Source organism: Kitasatospora sp. NPDC030952 (assembly GCF_055571335.1).
Map to the genome: position 1 here is coordinate 49,022 of NZ_JBVIFM010000006.1, position 15,359 is coordinate 64,380.

The 15,359-nt window shown below is 74.5% G+C and carries 14 protein-coding genes; 4 read left to right on the plus strand and 10 right to left on the minus strand.

The window, feature by feature from the left end:
* Nucleotides 1-41 precede the first annotated feature (41 nt).
* Both ACZ47G_RS13830 and ACZ47G_RS13835 read right to left on the minus strand, forming a co-directional pair.
* Complete coding sequence (locus tag ACZ47G_RS13830) at nt 42-1,007, minus strand: hypothetical protein (protein WP_380450986.1); 966 nt, start codon at nt 1,005-1,007, stop codon at nt 42-44.
* 165 nt (nt 1,008-1,172) lie between these two features.
* Nucleotides 1,173-1,766, minus strand: a complete 594-nt coding sequence (locus ACZ47G_RS13835; protein ID WP_465742175.1) for an RNA polymerase sigma factor — start codon at nt 1,764-1,766, stop codon at nt 1,173-1,175.
* A 228-nt stretch (nt 1,767-1,994) separates the two neighbouring features.
* On the opposite strand from ACZ47G_RS13835, the gene ACZ47G_RS13840 reads away from it, so the two are divergent.
* Complete coding sequence (locus ACZ47G_RS13840; protein ID WP_465742177.1) at nt 1,995-2,366, plus strand: hypothetical protein; 372 nt, start codon at nt 1,995-1,997, stop codon at nt 2,364-2,366.
* Nucleotides 2,367-2,537: 171 nt separating this feature from the next.
* Here ACZ47G_RS13840 and ACZ47G_RS13845 read toward each other — a convergent pair whose 3' ends face one another.
* The 7 genes from ACZ47G_RS13845 to ACZ47G_RS13875 form a co-directional block, all read right to left on the minus strand.
* A complete protein-coding gene (locus ACZ47G_RS13845; RefSeq protein ID WP_465742179.1) occupies nt 2,538-3,146 on the minus strand; it encodes a GTP-binding protein in 609 nt (202 codons plus the stop codon).
* An 85-nt stretch (nt 3,147-3,231) separates the two neighbouring features.
* The gene (locus ACZ47G_RS13850; RefSeq protein WP_465742639.1) at nt 3,232-3,579 is read right to left on the minus strand and encodes a DUF742 domain-containing protein; all 348 of its coding nucleotides are present in this window, start codon (nt 3,577-3,579) and stop codon (nt 3,232-3,234) included.
* Nucleotides 3,580-3,740: 161 nt separating this feature from the next.
* A complete protein-coding gene (locus ACZ47G_RS13855) occupies nt 3,741-4,151 on the minus strand; it encodes a roadblock/LC7 domain-containing protein (RefSeq protein WP_465742181.1) in 411 nt (136 codons plus the stop codon).
* Nucleotides 4,148-7,054: a sensor histidine kinase gene (locus ACZ47G_RS13860; RefSeq protein ID WP_465742183.1), complete on the minus strand. Its 2,907-nt coding sequence runs from the start codon at nt 7,052-7,054 to the stop codon at nt 4,148-4,150. The genes ACZ47G_RS13855 and ACZ47G_RS13860 overlap by 4 nt, the downstream gene beginning before the upstream one ends.
* Before the next feature lie 97 nt (nt 7,055-7,151).
* Entirely contained in the window at nt 7,152-8,000 is an 849-nt protein-coding gene (locus ACZ47G_RS13865) for an MHYT domain-containing protein (RefSeq protein ID WP_465742185.1), read from the minus strand.
* 378 nt (nt 8,001-8,378) lie between these two features.
* Nucleotides 8,379-9,743 (minus strand): cytochrome P450, encoded by a 1,365-nt coding sequence (locus ACZ47G_RS13870; protein ID WP_465742186.1) that lies wholly within the window; start codon nt 9,741-9,743, stop codon nt 8,379-8,381.
* A gap of 178 nt (nt 9,744-9,921) precedes the next feature.
* Complete coding sequence (locus ACZ47G_RS13875) at nt 9,922-10,989, minus strand: RNA ligase (ATP) (RefSeq protein ID WP_465742187.1); 1,068 nt, start codon at nt 10,987-10,989, stop codon at nt 9,922-9,924.
* Between the two features lie 435 nt (nt 10,990-11,424).
* On the opposite strand from ACZ47G_RS13875, the gene modA reads away from it, so the two are divergent.
* From modA to ACZ47G_RS13890, 3 genes are all read left to right on the plus strand, one after another.
* Nucleotides 11,425-12,303, plus strand: coding sequence for a molybdate ABC transporter substrate-binding protein (gene modA / locus ACZ47G_RS13880; RefSeq protein ID WP_465742188.1), 879 nt, complete (start codon nt 11,425-11,427; stop codon nt 12,301-12,303).
* Nucleotides 12,304-12,422: 119 nt separating this feature from the next.
* Complete coding sequence (locus tag ACZ47G_RS13885) at nt 12,423-13,238, plus strand: ABC transporter permease (RefSeq protein ID WP_465742641.1); 816 nt, start codon at nt 12,423-12,425, stop codon at nt 13,236-13,238.
* 160 nt (nt 13,239-13,398) lie between these two features.
* Nucleotides 13,399-14,508 carry an ABC transporter ATP-binding protein gene (locus tag ACZ47G_RS13890; RefSeq protein ID WP_465742189.1) on the plus strand — a complete coding sequence of 370 codons (1,110 nt, stop codon included), beginning with the start codon at nt 13,399-13,401 and terminating at the stop codon, nt 14,506-14,508.
* A 135-nt stretch (nt 14,509-14,643) separates the two neighbouring features.
* Here ACZ47G_RS13890 and ACZ47G_RS13895 read toward each other — a convergent pair whose 3' ends face one another.
* Nucleotides 14,644-15,303, minus strand: coding sequence for a response regulator transcription factor (locus ACZ47G_RS13895; RefSeq protein ID WP_465742191.1), 660 nt, complete (start codon nt 15,301-15,303; stop codon nt 14,644-14,646).
* Between the last annotated feature and the right edge of the window lie 56 nt (nt 15,304-15,359).

Consider the following 15,359-nt stretch of genomic DNA (forward strand, 5'->3'; position numbering starts at 1 on the left):
AGCAGCCCGCAGGAGCCCGCAGGAGTGCTCAGGGAGACCGCTCAGAAGTCCTGCGAGCCGCTGACCGCCCAGGCCACCCCGCTGGCCGGATCCTCCAGCGCGAGGTGCAGATGGCGCAGCCCGGCGGCCGGCTCCTGCCAGGTGAAGCAGCGCATCCGGGCCACCAGCGCGCCCACCTCGGCGCGGCCCGGCCCGTCCGCGCCGGCCATCGCGCCCAGCGCCCGCCAGAGCCTCAGCCGCCCGTGCGCGCAGCCGTGCGTCCGGCCCACCACGGCGGCCTGCACCAGCGCCGGATAGGCGAGCGCGAACGGCAGGAACCCGCCGACCACCCGCCGCCGCCGGGCCAGCACGGCGGCCGCCAGCGGGGCCGGACCGCGCACGCACACCACCTCCGCCCAGGGCACCAGCGCGGCCAGCTCGCCCAGCCCCCGGGTGACCCGCTGCCCGCCCGGCCGGGCCACCGGCTGCGGCAGCTCGACCTCGCCCAGGCCCTCGCGGCTGGCCGGCAGGGTCAGCACCGCGCTGCGCGCTCCACCGCCGGGCAGGTACTCGCGCACCCGGGAGGCCTCGTCCCAGCCCGCCTTCTCCCAGGGCTCCAGGCGCAGCGGCACGCCCTCCGGGTCGGGCTCGGCCCCGTACGAGAGGTCCTCCCCGAGCAGCACCCGGGTGTGCGCGACCAGCCGGCGCACCCGGGCCGGACCGAGCAACGGGGCCAGCCGCAGCCAGGAGTGGCGGGTCGCCAACACCTCCCAGAGCGGACCGGCGTCATGGTCGCCGACGCCGGCGACCGTCCCCTCGCCGCCGTCCGCGTCGAACAGCCGGACGGCCAGTTCGGGCGGCGCCGCGTAGGCGATCAGGTGGCCGAGCGGCGCGGTCAGAACCACCGCGGCCTCCTCCCCGGCCTGCGCGACGGCGACCGCCCGGCCCTGCCGGTAGGCGGCGAGCAGCTCGGGCCAGCGGCCGTCCTCGGCCAGGGCGTGGAGACTGTGGTCCTCGTACGTGATCACGATTTGCAGCGTACGGGCCGGGGTGACGCATCAGCCGACTTGCCGTCGGTTCGGTGCGTCGGGGACGGGCCCGGTGCGGCGGGGCCCGGTCCGATGCGGCCGGGAGCCGTCCGGTGCGTCGGGGGCGGCCCGGTGCGGCGGGGCCCGGCCGGGACCCTCGGGCTGTCAGGGCTCGTGCCGGCGCTCCCGCTCCAGGACGGCGCGCAGCCGACGGTGGGCGCGGCGACGGGTGACGGCCAGGGTGCTGCGGTGCAGGCCGAGCAGTTCGGCGGCCTCGTCGACGGAATAGCCGTCGAGGTCCACCAGCACCACCACCCGGGCCTGCTTGACGGTCAGGAAGCCGAGCAGCCGGACCACCTCCCAGCGCGCCTGCAACTCGGCCATCCCGCCGGTCGGTGGGGCGAGCGCCGACCGGCCGCAGCCCGCCGCTTCGCCCGACTCCGGCACCTCGGGCAGGGCCACCCGGCGCCGCTCCCGGCGCCACTGGTCGCGCAGGATGTTCGTCATCGTGGTGAACACGTAGGCGTACGGCTGCGGATGGCTGAGGAAACGCTCCGGACTGCGGGCTATCCGCAGGTACGCGTCGTGGACGACGTCACCAGCGGCGAGCGGGCTGCCGGCCAGCATCGTGGCCGCCTGCTGGAGCCTGGGCAGCAGCTCAGTGAACACCCGGTTGAAGTCGGCGGGTTGGCGCTCCGGCGGCTCCGGACCGAAGTCCTTGCGCTGACCGCCCGTGTACCGTCCGCTGCATTCCGCCATGCCGTTCTCCCCGGAAATCGGCATCCCGACCGCCCAGTTGGAACTGTCCCCAGCCCCATCGGACATGTTGTGACACAGGTCACATCATAAGCCGTCCTCCCACACAGCGCAGTCATTCGTGTGCAATTCGTCATCGACCGGACGGAGTGCGGGAGTTCACCCCTCTCCCAGCGCCACGCCGGCCGGGGCACCCCACCCGATGGGAACCGCTGAGCGAGGAGAACCACCATGCGAGGCTGCATCGCCAGGAAGATCGCCATGTTCGGGATGGCCGGAGCGGCCGCCCTGGGCATGCTCGGGACCGCCACCCTGCCGGCCGCCGCGGCGCCGGCCGCCGACCAGACCATCACCTCCGGCGCGGCCGCGACGTCGCCGGAGGTGACCGCCACCGGCTACCACTGCGTCATCACGGCCAACTACGGCTGGCGCTGGGAGGGGCGCTGCAACGTCTACTCCGGCCAGCTGCGCACCATCACCTACTGCGCCAACGGCACGTCGTCCGTCGGACTGTGGATCGGCGCCCGACCGCAGGCGTGGGACGTCTGGGGCAACTGCCCCGGGTCGACCTGGACCAAGGTCGTGTTCCAGTGGCACAGCTGAGCGGGTAACGGCTGTGCGGAACGGATGACGGCTGACAGCTGACGGATTTCGAAATCTGTTATCTGTCAGCTGTCAGCTGTTTTCTGTTCGCTGTTTTCTGTTCGCTGTCATCTGTTCTCCCGCGTCCGACGGCTGACGGCCGGCAGCTGCCGGGCGGAGTGCACCCGGCCGTCAGCCGCCGGTCGTCACCGGCGAGACCTCCGCCAGCAGCCGGGCGGAGTGCACCCGGCCCGCGTGTTCGACCAGGTTGATCAGCACCTCCTTGCCCGAGGCGCGCCGCCGGGCGTCGCAGAGCACCACCGGCGTACCGGAGTCCAGGTCCAGCGCGCGGGCGACCTCCTCAGGGCCGTACTCGCGCGTCCCGGCGAAACGGTTCACCGCGACGACGAACGGGATGCCCCGGTGCTCGAAGAAGTCGACGGCCGGGAAGCAGTCGGTCAGTCGGCGGGTGTCGGCGAGCACCACCGCACCGAGCGCCCCCTGCGCCAACTCGTCCCACAGGAACCAGAACCGGTCCTGCCCCGGGGTCCCGAACAGGTAGACGGCCAGCCCCTCGCGGATGGTGATCCGGCCGAAGTCCATCGCCACCGTCGTGGTGGTCTTGCGCTCCACCCCGTCCAGGTCGTCCACCGCGCGCCCAGCCTCGGTCAGCCGCTCCTCGGTGCACAGCGGGCGGATCTCGCTGACCGCGCCGACCAGCGTCGTCTTGCCGACCCCGAAGCCGCCCGCGACCAGGATCTTGAGGGCGAGCACGGAGTCCCCGGGATCCCCCGGATCCACGGGACCCACCGGATCGGACGGCCAACGCCCGGCCGGACGCCGGTCGGACGGGTGCCGGTCGGACCGATGCCGTTGGGACGGGTGGTCAGAGTGCGCGGAGCCCATGGATGACCTCCTGGAGGATGCGCTCGTCGGGGAGCAGGGCGGGCGGGACGGGGCGGCTGACCCGGATGAGCCCGGCCGCCAGCAGATCGCCGAGCAGCACCCGCACGACGCCCACCGGCAGGTCGAGGTCGGCGGCCAGCTCGGCCACGGACAGCGGGTTGCCCCGGCACAGTCCGAGGATGCGCGCCTGCTCGGGGCCGACCGGCGGCTCGGGCAGGTCCGGGGCGAGCAGCGGGTCGGGCAGGTCGGACACGACCACGGCGATCAGGTCGAACTGCTGCTCGCCGACCCCGGTCCGGCCTCCGGTCATGGCGTACGGGCGGACCAGCGGCCCGGCCTCGTCGTCGTACCAGCGGGCCCGGTGGGCGGCGGCGAGCGGGTTGCGCGGCGGTCGGCCGGGATCGGACCGGGGATGCTCCGGATGTCGTTGGTGGTACGGGTGGAACGCATGCTCCGCCTGGTCCGGGCGGTCCGGGTGGGTCACCGTGCTCATCCTCCGTGCACCGCGCGGGGCGGGGCGCTCAGGTGCTCGCCGACCCGGCGGACCAGTCTCGCCATCTCGTAGGCGACCAGCCCGAGATCGGCCCTGGCGGTGGCGAACACGGCCAGGCAGGTGCCTTCCCCGGCCGCCGCCACCAGCAGGTAGCCGCCCTCCAACTCGACCATGGTCTGCCGGACTTCACCCGCACCGAAGTGCCGCCCGGCGCCCTTGGCGAGGCTGTGGAAGCCGGAGGCGACGGCGGCCAGGTGCTCGCCGTCCTCGCGGGCCAGACCGGCCGAGCTGCCCACCGCCAGGCCGTCGGCGGAGAGCATCACGGTGAACCGGACCTCGGGGGCGCGCTGGACCAACTCGTCGAGGAGCCAGTTCAGTTCCCCCGCGCGGTGAGTGGTGCCGATCACGGCCGGTCTCCTTCGGGTCGGATGTCGAGTCGCTCTTCGGGTCGCGCTTGGGGTCGCGCTTGGGATCGCTTTTGGGATCGCTTTTGGGATCGCTCTTCCGGTCGGATGTCCTGCCGGAGGTCCGGTCCGGCTGCCGACGGCTCCTCGGGCCACCGGCCGGACCGCAGGCCGCGCGCCCAGCCGTTCTGGAAGGCCGACATCGCCGCCTGCGCCGCCTCCGGGCTGCGGGTCACCGGCCCCACGCCTCCCCCGGCGCCCTCCCCGGACCCACCCTCCCCGAACCTGCGGTCCGCAGCGCGACGGCTGCGCGGGGCGGCGGCGCTCGGCGTCTCCCGCAGCTGCGGCACCAGGCTCGCCTGACGCACCCGGCGCGGCAACTCCGCAGGAACGTCGGCGACTTGCCGCTCGCCCGCCGGAGCCGCGGTGGCCACGCGGTGGGACTGCGGCGGACCGGGCTGCGGACGGGAGGCGGCACCCGGGCCCCCGTCCGCAGCCGGTCCGGCCGTCCGGGCAGCGGCGGCCCGGACGGGGGTGCGCCGCACCGGCCCGGGGTCTCCGCCCCGGACGCCGAAGGGCAGCAGCGCCCCGCCCTCCGGCAGCGGCCCACCCGCCGCCGGAAGCTCGATCTCCGCCGCCCCGCCGCCCGGGAATCCGGTGGCCGGGGTCGCGGTCGCGGTCGGTGCCGCGGTCGGGACCGGTTCCGGTTTCGCCGCCGCCGCCGGTGCCGGTGCCGGTGCCGAAACCGGCCAAGGCTGCGGCCACCAGTCGGCATCCGGCTCCGGGGCCCCGCCCGTACCGTCCGGAACCGGCACGATGTCCAACTCCGGTACGGCGTCCAACTCCGGTACGGCGTCCGCGTCCTGCCCGAGCCCCTCCCGCCCGTCGGCCAGCAGTCCGGTGGGCAGCAGCACCACGGCGGTGGTGCCGCCGTACGCGGAGGTCACCAGCGAGACCCGGACGCCGTGCCGCCGGGCCAGCCGGCTGACCACGAACAGGCCGAGCCGGTCGCTGTCGAACAGGTCGCTCTGTTCGGCGGCGGCGATCCGCCGGTTGGCGGCGGCCAGGGCGGCCGGGCCCATGCCGAGGCCGCGGTCCTCGATCTCCAACGCGTAGCCGTTGCCGACCTGTTCACCGCGGATGTGCACCCTGGTATGCGGCGGGGAGAACCCGGTGGCGTTCTCGACCAGTTCGGCCACCAGGTGGGTGAGGTCGGCGACGGCGTGGCCGACGACGGCGGCGCGCGGCAGCGGGTGCACCTCGACCCGGGCGTACTCCTCGACCTCCGAGACGGCCGCCCGCACCACGTCCACCAGCGGGACGGGCCGGCGCCAGGCCCGGCCGGGGGCCGCGCCGGAGAGGATGATCAGGCCCTCGGCGTGGCGGCGCATCCGGGTGGTGAGGTGGTCCAGCCGGAACAGGTCGGCCAGCTCGGACGGATCCTCGGTGCGGCGCTCCATCGTGTCCAGCAGGGTGAGTTGGCGGTGCACCAGCACCTGGCTGCGGCGGGCGAGGTTGACGAACACCCCGGACACCCCGGACAGCACCTCGGCCCGTTCCACCGCCGCCGTGACGGCCGCCCGCTGCACGGTGCCGAGCGCCCGGTGGACTTGGCCGATCTCGTCGTCGCGGCCGCTGGGCCGGGGCGCCTCGGCATCGATGTCCACCTCCTCACCCGCACGCAACTTCCTGATCGTGGCCGGGAGTTTGCGACCGGCCAGGTCAAGTGCCGAGTTGCGCAGGCCGGTCAGCTCGGCGACCAGGCCGCGCCCGATCCGCACCGAGATCACCAGCGAGGCGACCACCCCGAGCAGACCGAGCAGCACCGCGATCCCCGCAGGGGTGAACAGGCCCAGGGCGTAAGGGTTCTGGGCCTCGGAGGCGATCCGCCCGACCCGGTCCTCGACGCCGCGCAGCCCGTCGGCGACGTTCCCGGCCACCATCGCCCAGCGGTCGGGCGGCACCGCGGCGACGGCGGCCCGACCGTCGACAGCGGTACGGACCTTGTCCTCGTAGACGCCCAGCTCCCGGTGGTCCGCCCCGTCGGTGACGGCGAGCAGCGCGTCCCGGTCGGCGGGGCGCAGGTCGGCGGCCGCGCCCTGCTCGAACGCGCGCCGGGCGAAGGCCGTACCGGCGAACTCGCGCAGCTGGTCGTCGCCGAGCCCACCGGAGAGCTGGGCGGCGCGCAGCAACGCGTCCTCCCGGGCGAGGAGTTCACGGGAACGGTCCAGCTCGGGCGGCACCCGGACGTCGACTCCGGCCCGGCCGCCCTGCGGCGGGGCGGCGGCGCCGGACACCGCCAGCGCCTGGTCCACGGCCGCGCCGTAGGCGGCGTACGCCTCGGGCCAGCCCACGCTCCGGGTCAGCACCCGGCCGCGCAGCTCGGGCAGCGCGGCGAGCGAGGCGCCCAGGGCGTCCAGCCGGGCGGCCGCGTCGGTGCCCAACCCCTGGGCGTCGGCGCGGTTGTAGCCCTGGCCGAGGTGTCGGGGGTCGGGGAACAGCGGGGCGAACGCCCGGTCGGTGGTCGCGGCGGCCTCGCGCAGGGCGCTCTCCCGCCCAGCGGCGGGGACGGTCCCCGGGACGAGCCCCGGGCCGGCCAACAGCTGTCCGGCGGCGGCGCGTTCGGCCTGCAGGCCGGCAATGGTGTCGGCGACGGGGGTGAGCAGACTGCGCTGGGTGCCGCGAAGGCGCAGCAGGTCCCAGACGCCCTGGGCCGTGGTCACGGTGGCGAAGCCCCAGAGGGCGATCACGGAGACCACCGGGACCATCAGCAGCGCGATGATCCGGGCGCGGACGGTCCGGGGGCGCAGCCCGCGCAGCCAGGGGCCGGGCAGCGGCGAACGGGCGGGCGGGCCGGCGTGGGCACCCCGGCGGGCGCCGGGGGCGGTACCGCGGTCTTCTCGCATGGGTGGTGTGGGGCCTTTCGGGCGGAGGGGGAACGGCGCCGAGCCGGAACGGGACTCAGACGGAGCTCAGGCAGGACGAGCCTCAGGCGGACGGGGCTCAGGCCGCGCGGTCGTGGCCGTACCGCTCCGGGGATCCGGGGTCCGTGTGCTCGGCCTCCGGGTGGACGGCCGGCTCGGGGAACTCCTCGATCGCCAGTTCCTCCGCCGCCGGCCGGCCGACCCGCTCCTGGGCCGCCGGGGAGAGCGCGACGAAGGCCGAGGCGAGGAAGAGGAACGAGCCGAGGCCCACCGCGAGCGGGAAGACGAAGTCCATCGGGCTGACCCCGCCCAGGGTGGTCCGGGCGGGCTCCAGTTGGACGTGGACGGCGGCCATCCCGGTGTAGTGCATGCAGCTGACCGCGAGGCCCATGCCCAGTGAGGCGGCCGCCGCCGCGTACACGTTGCGGATGGTGACGGCGGCCCAGAGCGCGGCGGTGGCGGCGCCGACGGCGACCAGCACGGACAGCGCGACCGTCCCGGCGTCGTAGTGCAGTCCGCCGTGCATGCGGACGGCGGCCATGCCGAGGTAGTGCATCGCGGCGACGCCGACGCCGGTGGTGCAGCCGCCGCCCAGCAGCGCGAGGCCGCGGTGCCGGCCGTAGCAGACCACGGTCAGGCCGAGGCCGGTGACCAGCACCGCGACCAGCAGGCTGAGGACCGTCAGCGGCACGTTGTAGCGCAGCTCGGTGCCGTCGACGGCGAAGCCGAACATGGCGACGAAGTGCATGGTCCAGATGCCGGAGCCGATCGCGGCGGCAGCGGTGAGCAGCCAGTTCCGGCGGGTGGCGCCGGTGGCGGCCAGGCCGCGCAGGGTGCAGCGGAGCCCGAGGGCGGCACCGGCACAGGCCATCGCGTACGAGACGACGGGTGTCAGCCAGCCGAAGCTGAAGTGGTTGAGGGCGCCCATGGGACCTCCGGTCGACCGGTCGGGCCCGGGGCGGTAAGCGGTGCCCCCGGGCACCCCAGGCCGGGCGGACTGCATCCGACGGGCATATGCCAGTCGCATGTGCGCTTTCGGCTTGGGGTGCGTGGGACGCTATCGAGTGGCCGGAATCAGTCAAGCGAAGATCTGAAAAGCTGCCCGCGCGCCGGGGGTGGTGTGTTCGAATGAACCGGTCCTGTGCCCAGATGCCCGGCAGCCGACGCATGGTGCCGACGGTCGGCGGAGGACAACAAACAGCAGATGACAACGAACAGCAGACAGCGGACAGATCACAGATTTCGAAATCTGTCATCTGTTATCTGTCCGCTGAATGTTGAACGTTGAAACCCGAACCCCGCCCCCTCACCCGACGGGCGTCACCCGCACCCGCATCGCACTCGCCGCCCGGAGCGTGATCCCCTGCGCGAGCGCCACCCGCCGGTCCACCACCTCCACCTCGAAGTACCGCAGCAGCACTCCGAGCGCCAGCACCGACTCCAGCATCGAGAAGTGCTGCCCGATGCAGGCCCGCGGTCCGCCCCCGAACGGGAACCAGGCGTACCGGTGCCGCGCCTTCTCCTCCTCCGGCAGGAACCGGTCCGGGTCGAAGCGCTCCGGCTCCACCCAGTGGTCCGGATGCCGCTGGGTGACCAGCGGCGCGATGATGACCTGCGCCCCCGCCGGGATGGTGTACCCGTCGATGACCGTCGCCTCGACCGCCCGCCGCCCGATCAGCGCCGCCGCCGGGAAGAGCCGCATCGCCTCCTTGATCACCCGGGTGAGGTACGGCAGCCGCTCCAGGTCCGCCGCCGTCGGCGCCCGCCCGGCCAGGACGGTCCGCGCCTCCTCCTGGGCGAGCTTGCGCTGCTCCGGGTGCTTGGCCAGCAGGTGCAGCGCGAAGGCCAGCGAGGTGGCCGTGGTCTCGTGCCCGGCGAGGAGGAACACCAGGACCTGGTCCCGGAGTTCGGCCGGATCCAGCCGCTCGCCGTCCTCACCGCGCGCCCTCCCGAGCAGGGTCAGCAGATCGTCCGCCCCGTCGTCGCCGCCGCCGCGCGCGGCCCGCTCGGCGATGATCCGGTCGCACACCTCGTACAGCGCCCGCTGCGCCTCCAGGCCGCGCCGGTTGCCCGGCGTCGGCCAGGTGCGCGGGAGGCGGACCGGCGCGAAGCCGCGCTCCTTGACGAACTCACCGAGCACCGGGAAGTTGTGGTTCACCACCTCCACCGCCTCCTCGACGTCCGCGCCGAAGAGGATCCGGGCCACGGCGCGCAGCGCGAACCGCGACATCTCCTCCGCCACGTCCACCACCCCGCCCGGCACGGCCCGCCAGCGCTCCGCGAGCGCCTGCGCCTCCTCGGCGAGCGCGTCCGCGTAGCCGTCCACCCGGCGCCGGGTGAACAGCGGCTGGACCAGCCTGCGCTGGCGCTGGTAGACCTCGTCCTGGCTGGTCAGCAGCCCGTTGCCGACGCTGGTCCGCAGCTCGTCGTAGAAGTTGTTCTCCTTGCGGAAGTTCGCCGCCTCGCTGCCGAGCACCTGGTGCACACCCTCGGGCGAGAACACCCCGTAGAACTCGACGCGCAGCCCGGGCGGCCCGGCGACGATCCGGACCACGTCCCCGTGGTCGCGCCGGGCTGCGAGGTAGGTCCGCAGCGGGCGGCGGGTGAGGTCGAAGAGCGAACCGACCAGGGGGTTCCCGGCCGGTCCGGGTATGGCGGCGGCGGTGGCCATCGGCACTCCTTCTGGACTTCCTCGGCGCTGACTGCGCTTGGCGACCCTTCAACCTTACTGACGGGTATTCAGCCGAGGAAGCCGGTGGGAAGCACGCCGGAAGCACGCCGACGGGCGACTCACGGCCGGAAGCACGCCGGCCGGAAGCACGCCGACGGGAAGCCCGGCGGCGGACGGCTCACTCGTACTCGGTGCCGCCCTTGCGGGTCAGGTACGCGTCGCTGACCACCTTGGCGATCGCCCGTCCGCCGAGCACCGGACTCCAGCGCTCGGCCACCGGCCGCACCACCACGCCCTCGCGCAGGTGGAGTTGGCGCCCGGAGTGGCTCTCCTTGCCCTGCGCATGGGCCAGCACCGTCACGGTGTCGAACGGGCCGCGCCACAGTTCGGGCACCAACGGCAGCTCGCCGTCCAGCAGTTCGGCGGCCGGCAGCCAGTTCAGATGCCCGTCGACCACGGCCGACACGTCGAAGGCGGCGTACCCGGGGCGCTCGCTGCGCGCGGAGGACCCGTACGTCAGGTCCTGCACACCCTCGCCGAAGACCTCGCCGAAGATGCCGACCCGTTCGGCGCCCAGCCGTTCGGCCAGCCGGGCCGCCACCGCCGGGATGTCGTACGCGCGCACCGCCCGCCAGTAGAGATTGCGCTCGTCCTCGGCCAGCGCCAGCCCCTGGGCGCCGATCCCCTTGGAGGAGACATGCACCTCGCCGGTGGCGGCGGTGTAGGTGACCAGGCAGCAACTGCCGTGCAGCTTCTCGGTCAGCACCACGGGCTCGCCGGGCGCGAAGATGTCGGGGTGGCGCTTGAGGTTCTCGACGTCCACCCAGGGCAGCAGGTCCGGCGCGCTGACCACGTCGCCGCTCATCGACGTCGGCACCGGAGGCTGCCACTTGACGATCCCGAGCAGCTCGGCGAAGTCCTCGCCCCGCTCGGCGGCCCCGGCCAGGTCGGTGCCGGCCAGCGCGCCGGGCCGGCAGACGATGCCCTGCGACAGCTCGCCGCGCAGCCGTACCGCCTTCACCCGGTTCGCCGCGCCGCCGGCCAGCTTGCCGGTCAGCCCCAGCTCCTCGACCAACTCATCGGGCAGTACGGCCTGTTCGGGGATGTAGACGGCGTGGTCGCCGGTTCGGTACGCGCCCTTCGCGACCACCGCCCGGTAGAGGCCGACCTGGGCCAGCTCCAGGGCGTCGGCGTTCGGGTGCTCCAGGATGACCAGCCTCTCGGCGGTGACGCGCAGCGTGGACATGGACGGACTCCTCCCCGTGGATCCGCATGGATCGACCGTCGGGCCCGGGCGGCCGACGGTCGGCCGCGCCTACGGGCTGCGCCCCACTCTGGCCGCTCCACCGGCCCGGACGCGACGGGTTTTCCCGCCCGAACCGGCCGCCCCCCGACCGCCACCCCCTAACCGGCCGCCCCCCGACCGCCCCTCCTAACCGGTCGCCCCCGACCGCCGCCCCCGAACCGGCCGCTCCCCCGCACTCCCCACCACCGCCCCCGAACCGTCCGTGCACGTTTGAGCCTTCACACAGCAGCCCCGAGACTCCCGCCCTACCCCGGCTGTGCGATGCGACAGAGGATTTATCGCTCGCATCTGCGGCACTATGATCGCCGTAATGGCCGCACCTGCGGTCACACCTCCGCGCCCCTTCCGGCGCGAACCCTGGAGGGGAAGCCACCGATGAGCACCCGCACCACCGCCCCCCGCAGACTCGCCGTCGCCGCCGCAGCGGCCCTCGCCCTCAGCCTCGGGGTCACCGCCTGCGGCAGCGACGGCGGCAAGTCCTCCGGCTCCGCCTCCTCGACCGCGAGCACCGCGAGCACCGCAGGTGCCGCGAGCACCACGGGCGCCGCCGGCACCGACGGCGGCAGCGTCCCCAAGGCCAAGGGCGACATCACCGTGTTCGCCGCCGCCTCGCTCAAGGAGACCTTCACCGATCTCGGCAAGAAGTTCGAGGCCGCCAACCCCGGCGCCAAGGTGAAGTTCAACTTCGGCGGCAGCTCCGCCCTCGCCGCCAGCATCAACTCCGGTGCCCCGGCGGACGTGTTCGCCGCCGCCAGTCCGGCCACCATGAAGACGGTCACCGACGCGGGCGGCGCGAGCGGCCAGCCGAAGACCTTCGTCAGGAACACCCTCACCATCGCCGTGCCCAAGGGCAACCCCAAGCACGTCACGGGCCTGAAGGACCTCACCGGCTCCGGCGTGAAGGTCGCGCTGTGCGCAAAGGAGGTGCCCTGCGGCGCCGCCGCCCTCACCGCGTTGAAGGCCGCCGGCGTCGACCTCACCCCGGTCACCCTGGAGCAGGACGTCAAGGGCGCGCTCACCAAGGTCGAACTCGGCGAGGTCGACGCCTCGCTGGTGTACAAGACCGATGTGCAGTCCGATGCTGGGAAGATCGACGGCGTGGACTTCCCCGAGGCCGCCAAGGCCGTGAACGACTACCCGATCGCCGCGCTCGCCAAGGCGCCGAACAAGGACGGCGCGGCCGCCTTCGTCGCCTACGTCCAGTCGGCCGAGGCCAAGCAGGTGCTGACCGCGGCGGGCTTCCAGGCGCCGTGAGGGACCGCACCACCGACAGCGGCCGGCCGGGCGACCGGAACCGCGACACCGGACCGGCCCCGGACCGCCACGCCCCGACACCGGCACCGGCCCCGTCATCGGCAGGGCCCACACGGGCCCTGCCGAGCCGCCGGGGCGCGCGCCGCCGCCCGGGGGCGCAGCGCGTCCCGGTCACGCTGCTGCTCCCTGCGCTGCTCGGTCTGGCGTTCCTGATCCTCCCGCTGGTCGGACTGCTGATCCGGGCGCCGTGGAGCGGTCTGTCCGAGCAACTGACCAGCGCCGCCGTCTGGGACGCCCTGCGGCTGTCGCTGATCTGCGCGACGGCCGCCACCGCGGTCTCGCTGGTCCTCGGCGTGCCGCTGGCCTGGCTGCTCGCCCGTACCGAGCTGCCCGGCCGGCGGGTGGTGCGGGCGCTGGTCACCCTGCCGCTGGTGCTGCCGCCGGTGGTGGGCGGGGTGGCGCTGCTGCTGGTGCTCGGTCGGCGCGGAATCGTCGGCTCCTGGCTGGACTCGGCCTTCGGCATCACCCTGCCGTTCACCACCACCGGGGTGGTGATCGCCGAGGCCTTCGTGGCGATGCCCTTCCTGGTGATCAGCGTCGAGGGCGCGTTGCGGGCGGCCGACCCGCGCTACGAGGAGGCGGCCGCGACCCTGGGCGCCTCCCGGCTGACGGCCTTCCGCCGGGTCACCCTGCCGATGATCGCCCCGGGGATCGCCGCCGGGGCGGTGCTCGCCTGGGCGCGGGCGCTCGGCGAGTTCGGCGCGACGATCACCTTCGCCGGCAACTTCCCGGGCCGTACCCAGACCATGCCGCTGGCCGTTTATCTAGCCATGGAGTCCGATCCGGAGGCCGCGATCGCGCTGTCGCTGGTGCTGCTGGTGGTCTCCGTCGCCGTCCTCGTCGGCCTGCGCGACCGCTGGATGTCGACCCCGTGACCACGGGCCGGAACATCGACGCCAGGACCGACGTCGCCCCAGCCGCCCCGGGCCGGCACGTCCACGCCAGGGCCGCCGTCGACCCCGTGCCCCAGGACGCCGCCCCGGTGACCCCGGACGCCGGCCCCGTGCCCCAGGACGCCGACAGGAGGCCGAACCCATGAACCCCCCGACGAGCCCCTCGACGAGTCCCCCGACGGCGACCGCCGCCGCGAACCCCGCCCTCGACGCCCGCCTCCGGGTCGACCGCGCCGCCTTCGCCCTCGACCTCGCGCTCACCGCCGCCCCCGGCGAGGTGATCGCCCTGCTCGGCCCGAACGGCGCCGGCAAGTCCACCGCGCTGCGCGCCCTCGCCGGACTGCTCCCGCTCACCGGCGGGCACCTGCGCCTGGACGGCCACGTCCTGGAGGACCCGGCCGAGCGCCTGCACACCCCGGCCGAACAGCGGCCGGTCGGCGTGGTGTTCCAGGACTACCTGCTGTTCCCGCACCTCAGCGCGCTCGACAACGTCGCCTTCGGCCCGCGCTGCCAGGGGCGGCCCAGGCGCGAGGCCAGGGCCGAGGCCGCGGCCTGGCTGGAGCGGATGGGGCTGGCCGAGCACGCCTCGGTGCGCCCCGGCCGGCTCTCCGGCGGCCAGGCCCAGCGGGTGGCCCTGGCTCGGGCGCTGGCCGTCCGCCCCCGGCTGCTGCTGCTGGACGAGCCGCTGGCCGCCCTGGACGCCCGTACCCGGCTCGACGTACGGTCCCAACTGCGGCGCCATCTGGCCGAGTTCGAGGCCGTGGCGGTGCTGGTGACACACGACCCGCTGGACGCCATGGTGCTGGCCGACCGGCTGGTGGTGATCGAGGACGGCCGGGAGGTGCAGTCCGGCAGCCCGGCGGAGGTCGCCCGTCGGCCGCGCACCGACTACATCGCCCGGCTGGTCGGCCTGAACCTGTACCAGGGGCTGGCCGAGGGCACCCGGGTCACCCTCCCGGACGGCACCGTCCTGACCACCGCCGAGGACCTGTCCGGCCCGGCGTTCGTGGCCTTCCCGCCCTCCGCCGTCACCCTCTACCGGGAGCGCCCGCAGGCCAGCGCCCGCAACCTGTGGGAGGTCGAGGTCACCGGCCTGGACCTGCACGGCGACCAGGTGCGCGCCGAACTCGCCGGCGCCCTGCCGATGGCCGCCGACCTCACCCCGGCCGCCGTCGCCGAACTGCGACTGGCACCGGGGGCGGTGGTCTGGGCCTCGGTCAAGGCCACCCAGACCCACGCCTACCCGGCCTGACCGCGCACCCACCCGCAAGCGCCTGCGCCTCAGCACCGGCACCCCACCCGCACCCGCACCCTCAACACCCCGGCACCGGCACCCGCACCCGCACCCCTACCGGACGACAACGGCGCCGCCGCCACTCCGCCGCCGCTACTCCGCCGGCTCGACGAACCCCGACTCGTACGCGGCGATCACCGCCTGGGTGCGGTCCCGCGCGCCGAGCTTCGCCAGCACGCTGCTGACGTGGGTCTTCACCGTCTGCACCCCGAGGACCAGCCGCTCGGCGATCTCCCCGTTGCTGAGCCCGCGCGCCATCAGCCGCAGCACCTCGGCCTCGCGCCCGGTCAGGGCCGCCCGCTCCATCGTGGCGCGGGCGGCGGGGTTGCCGTGCCCGGCGGCCAGCCTGCGGATCGCGGCCGGGAACAGCAGCGACTCGCCGGCCGCCGCCAGCCGCACCGCGTGGGCGATCTCGGCCGGGCGGGAGCGCTTGAGCAGGAAGCCGTCCGCGCCCGCGCGCAGTGCCTGGTAGACGTAGTCGTCGTTCTCGAAGGTGGTGACGACCAGGATCCGCGGCGGCCGCTCCCCCGGCGCGCCGGGGCGCAGCAGTTCGCGGGTGGCCGCCAGGCCGTCCATCACCGGCATCCGGACGTCCATCAGCACGACGTCCGGGCGCAGTGTCCGGGCCATCGACACCGCCTCGGCGCCGTCGGCGGCCTCGCCGACCACCCGTAGGTCCCCCTGCGCCTCCAGGACGGCCCGCAGCCCGAACCGGACCAGCTCCTCGTCGTCGGCGAGCAGAATGTCCGTCATTCCCGCACCAGCCTCCCCACGGTCCCCGTGCCGCCTCCCGCCGGACCGTCTCCGGC

Excerpts from the sequence above, each read along its gene's own strand:
- ACZ47G_RS13865 (WP_465742185.1), bottom strand. The coding sequence starts at position 8,000 with ATGGGCGCCCTCAACCACTTCAGCTTCGGCTGGCTGACACCCGTCGTC.
- modA (WP_465742188.1), top strand. The coding sequence starts at position 11,425 with ATGAGCACCCGCACCACCGCCCCCCGCAGACTCGCCGTCGCCGCCGCA.
- ACZ47G_RS13835 (WP_465742175.1), bottom strand. The coding sequence starts at position 1,766 with ATGGCGGAATGCAGCGGACGGTACACGGGCGGTCAGCGCAAGGACTTC.
- ACZ47G_RS13890 (WP_465742189.1), top strand. The coding sequence starts at position 13,399 with ATGAACCCCCCGACGAGCCCCTCGACGAGTCCCCCGACGGCGACCGCC.
- ACZ47G_RS13860 (WP_465742183.1), bottom strand. The coding sequence starts at position 7,054 with ATGCGAGAAGACCGCGGTACCGCCCCCGGCGCCCGCCGGGGTGCCCAC.
- ACZ47G_RS13870 (WP_465742186.1), bottom strand. The coding sequence starts at position 9,743 with ATGGCCACCGCCGCCGCCATACCCGGACCGGCCGGGAACCCCCTGGTC.
- ACZ47G_RS13840 (WP_465742177.1), top strand. The coding sequence starts at position 1,995 with ATGCGAGGCTGCATCGCCAGGAAGATCGCCATGTTCGGGATGGCCGGA.
- ACZ47G_RS13875 (WP_465742187.1), bottom strand. The coding sequence starts at position 10,989 with ATGTCCACGCTGCGCGTCACCGCCGAGAGGCTGGTCATCCTGGAGCAC.
- ACZ47G_RS13895 (WP_465742191.1), bottom strand. The coding sequence starts at position 15,303 with ATGACGGACATTCTGCTCGCCGACGACGAGGAGCTGGTCCGGTTCGGG.